The 3,153-nt window shown below is 71.2% G+C and carries 3 protein-coding genes; all 3 read left to right on the top strand.

What is annotated here, in order from left to right; all coding sequences use genetic code 11:
- The first annotated feature begins 137 nt into the window (after positions 1–137).
- Positions 138–443 (top strand): VirB3 family type IV secretion system protein, encoded by a 306-nt coding sequence (locus tag RN743_RS15945; RefSeq protein ID WP_310781330.1) that lies wholly within the window; start codon positions 138–140, stop codon positions 441–443.
- Positions 410–2,881 (top strand): DUF87 domain-containing protein, encoded by a 2,472-nt coding sequence (locus tag RN743_RS15940; protein WP_310781328.1) that lies wholly within the window; start codon positions 410–412, stop codon positions 2,879–2,881. The genes RN743_RS15945 and RN743_RS15940 overlap by 34 nt, the downstream gene beginning before the upstream one ends.
- A gap of 4 nt (positions 2,882–2,885) precedes the next feature.
- On the top strand, positions 2,886–3,153 hold a 268-nt coding region (locus RN743_RS15935), incomplete at its 3' end, for a hypothetical protein (protein ID WP_310781326.1).

The raw sequence follows: 3,153 nt of genomic DNA, 5'->3' as shown, positions 1-3,153 counted from the left end.
CTGTCGCTGATCGCGATCGTGGTGGGCGGGCTGATGTTCGCGTTCGGCGAGGGCGGGAGCAAGCGCACGCTGGCGGGGATCATCTTCGGGATCGGGATGGCCGTGGGCGCGGTGAACTTCCTCGGCTGGCTGTTCTGATGCGGGGTCTGACGCGCTGGCCAGGCTACGTGGCGCTCAACCGTCCGCTCACCGTGCTGGGCGTCGAGCGGCGGCTGTTCCTGCTCGGCGCGACGCTCGCGGTTGCGGTGTGGAACGCGACGGCTTCGCTCGTGGCGGGCGGCATGGTGTTCGCGGGTTGCTACGGCGCGGGCTGGCTCGCGGGCCGTAGAGACCCGGCCATGCTCGCCGTATTGAGGGCGGCCGCCCGCTATCCGGCGCGGATCGATCCGGGCAAGTGGGCGGACGAGCCGTGGCATCTCCGCATCCGGACGGACTCGAAGTGAGAGTCGCGGAGGAACGCCGGGCCTACGAGGCGGCGGGCTCGCTGGCCGAGGAGCTGCCCTACTGGGGCTGGCTCGACGACGGCCGCACCTGCCTGACCCGTTCGGGCGAGTTGATGGCGGCGGGCCGGATCCGGCCCGCCGCGGTGGACGGCCGCACACCGGAGCAGATCGACCGGGTGCTCGGGCTCTGGCAACGGTTGATGTCGGGCCTGGGTTCCGACACGCGCCTCCAGTTCCACATGCTCCGGCGTCCCAGCCTCGCCGAGGGTCAAGAGACGAGCGGTTCGGAAATCGCGTCCCTGTCGGGCCGCAAGCGAAGCGCGTTCCTTGCCGGGCGCGTCCAGCGGCTCGACGCCTTCGTGGTCTGGTCGCACGACCCGGGCCTCCGCCCGGCGGGCGGGGGCTCGGGGCCGGGACCGCTGTCGCGGTTCAAGCGGTTGGGCAAGCGCGGCGGCAAGACGGCAACCACCTACCTGGCCTCGGACATCGAGGCGGCGGCGGGCCGGTTCCAAGCGATGATTGACGCGGGCCGCTCACTCGTGGCCGAGCACACGCCCGTCGAGATGCTGGACGCCGTGGAAGGCTCCCGGCTGCTCTCCGAACTCATCAACCGCCCCGGCACGTTCTGGGACGGCGCGACGGGCAGCGGAATGAATTGGCGGCTCGCGCTGTCGGAGCTGGAGGCGGAGCGGTCGCACCTTCGGCTCGACGGCGAGCCGGTGGTTCTCTACTCGCTGCTGTCGCCGCCCGGTCAGGCGCACGCGAACCTGATCAAGGACCTCTACTGCCTGGATGCCGTGACGACCGTTTCGCTCGAATGGCGGCCGTGGACGGTCGAGGCGGCGCGGCGCCGCATCCGGAGCGCGCAGCGCCACTACTTCTCGCGCCGCTACTCGATGATGGCGCACGCGCAGGACGCCCAGGGCACGGCGGCGGCGATGGTCGATTCCGCGGCGGCCGCCGAGTCCGACCGTCTGGGAGCGGCGCTCGTCGAACTCGAAGCCGACGGCGTGGCCTACGGCGAGGCGTCGCTCACCGTGGCGCTCCACGGCGAACTCGACGGGATCGAGCGCCTGGACGGCGATGTGCGCCGCCTGTTCGCCGCGCACGACGCGAAGGTGATGCGGGAGGGCTACGGCCAGCTTCCCGCGTGGTTCGCCCGGCTCCCGGCCCAGCCGCGACGCCGGCAGGTGCGGAAGGTATTCGCATCGGCGGGCCTCGCCGCGTGCCTCGCGCCCGTGTTCGGGCCGCCGAGGGGGAACAGAAGGAGTCATCATCTCGACCGCGAGCCGCTGGCGGTGTTCGAGACGCCGTGGCGCACGGCGTACCGCTACGACCTGTTCGCGGGCGACGTGGGCCACACGCTGATCCTGGGGGCGACGGGCTCGGGCAAGAGCTTTACGCTCAACTTCCTGCTGGTCGAGGCGCTCAAGTACGATCCGCGCATCCTGATCCTGGACCTGGGCGGCTCCTACCGCTGGCTGACCCGGTTCCTCGGGGGCCGGTATCTGGAGCTCGCGCCGGGCGAGGCGGAGCCGACGCTCCGGCTTACACCCTTCGCGCTCCCCGCCACCACGCGCACGTTCCAGTTCCTTACGGGCTGGGTGCTCCGGCTGCTGAAGCTGGGTGGTTACGAGGCCAGCGGCGCGGACACGAGCGAGATCCGCGCGCGCATCGAGGATCTGTACGCGCTCGGGACGGAGCGCCGGACGCTCAGCGTGCTGGCCGGTTCGTTGCCGTCCGCGATGTGGCCCGCGCTGAGCCGCTGGACGGAGGGCGGCGCGTGGGGCGCGTTCTTCGACAACCCCCCGGCGGGCAGGGCGGACATCGAGTTCCGGGACTGGCAGGTGATCGACCTTGCGGGCGCGGCGGAGCACGCGGACCTGTGCGAGGCCGCGCTCTCGTACCTGCTCGAACGCATGCGCCTGGAGATCGAGGACCCGGCCGAGACCGCGCGGCTCAAACTGATGGTCGTGGACGAGGCGTGGCGGTACATGCAGGACCCCGCCGTGCTGAACTACTTGGCCGAGGCGGCCAAGACGTGGCGAAAGAAGAACGCGGCGCTCGTGCTCGCCACGCAGTCGGCCGTGGACGTGACGGGGACGGCGGGCGCTTCGGCCCTTCTCGAATCCATCCCGACCAAGCTCTTCCTTGCCAACGCCGAACTGCCCGACGAGGCCGGAGCACTGTTCCGGCTGAACGAGTCGGAGGTGGCGCGGATCCGGGCGTTGACGCCCAAGCGCGAACTGTATCTGCGCCGCCCGGACGAGGCGGCGGTGCTCCGGCTCGAAGTCGATCCCGAGAGCTATTGGCTCTACACCTCCTCGCCGCTCGACGCCGAGAGGCGCGCCGAGGCCGTGGCGAGGCACGGACTGGCCCGGGCGCTCGAAGCGCTCGCGGGCCAACACCACCCCACCCCACCAACCGAGAGGACGTAACACCATGAAAGCAACTCCGACCGCAGCGATCCTGCTGGGGATCGTCGTCGTGCTGCTGACGCTGCTCCTGGCGGCGCTCCCCTGCGATGCCGCCGCGCAGCAGACGAGCGCCGATGCCGCCTACCTTCGAGTGCCGCTGCCGGAGGAAGGCGAAGAGCGGATCCCCCGGCTCCGCGCGCGCGTGCGGCATACCACTGTAATCGTGCTTCCGGCCGGGGAGCGGATCCTCGACTTCGTGGCCGGCGACTCCGAGTACTGGCACCTGACCGGCG

Source organism: Candidatus Palauibacter scopulicola, assembly GCF_947581915.1.
GTDB lineage: Bacteria > Gemmatimonadota > Gemmatimonadetes > Palauibacterales > Palauibacteraceae > Palauibacter > Palauibacter scopulicola.
The sequence above is the reverse complement of the archived record's forward strand: the minus strand, read 5'-3'. Positions and strand labels throughout refer to the sequence as shown.